Genomic DNA, 262 nt, shown 5'->3' with positions numbered 1-262 from the left:
TCCATCGCGGGATTTTACCACAACGATGTGCTGGTGCCCATTGTCAGAAGCCTGGCCGTGGTGCTGTTCCCTGGGGCCGTGATTTCAGTGCAGACCGCCTATGTGTCCAGGAACATGGAGTTCAAGGGCCTGTTTAAGGCCACCATGGCGGCGGTGGTGATATCCGGCGCGGCCAGTATTTTCATGGTGTACAGGGGAATGGGCGTCTGGGCCATGGTGGGCCAGCAGATTGCCTATTATCTGGCGCTTATGCCCACCCTGT

1 protein-coding gene is annotated in these 262 nt (G+C 58.0%); it reads left to right on the top strand.

What is annotated here, in order from left to right; all coding sequences use genetic code 11:
• Positions 1-262, top strand: a 262-nt coding sequence (locus LK536_RS58810; RefSeq protein WP_506092333.1) for an oligosaccharide flippase family protein, incomplete at both ends; no start/stop codon positions are given.

The organism is Clostridium pacaense, from assembly GCF_020709765.2.
In the GTDB taxonomy this organism is placed as follows: Bacteria; Bacillota; Clostridia; order Lachnospirales; family Lachnospiraceae; genus Enterocloster; species Enterocloster hominis.
The sequence above is the reverse complement of the archived record's forward strand: the minus strand, read 5'-3'. Positions and strand labels throughout refer to the sequence as shown.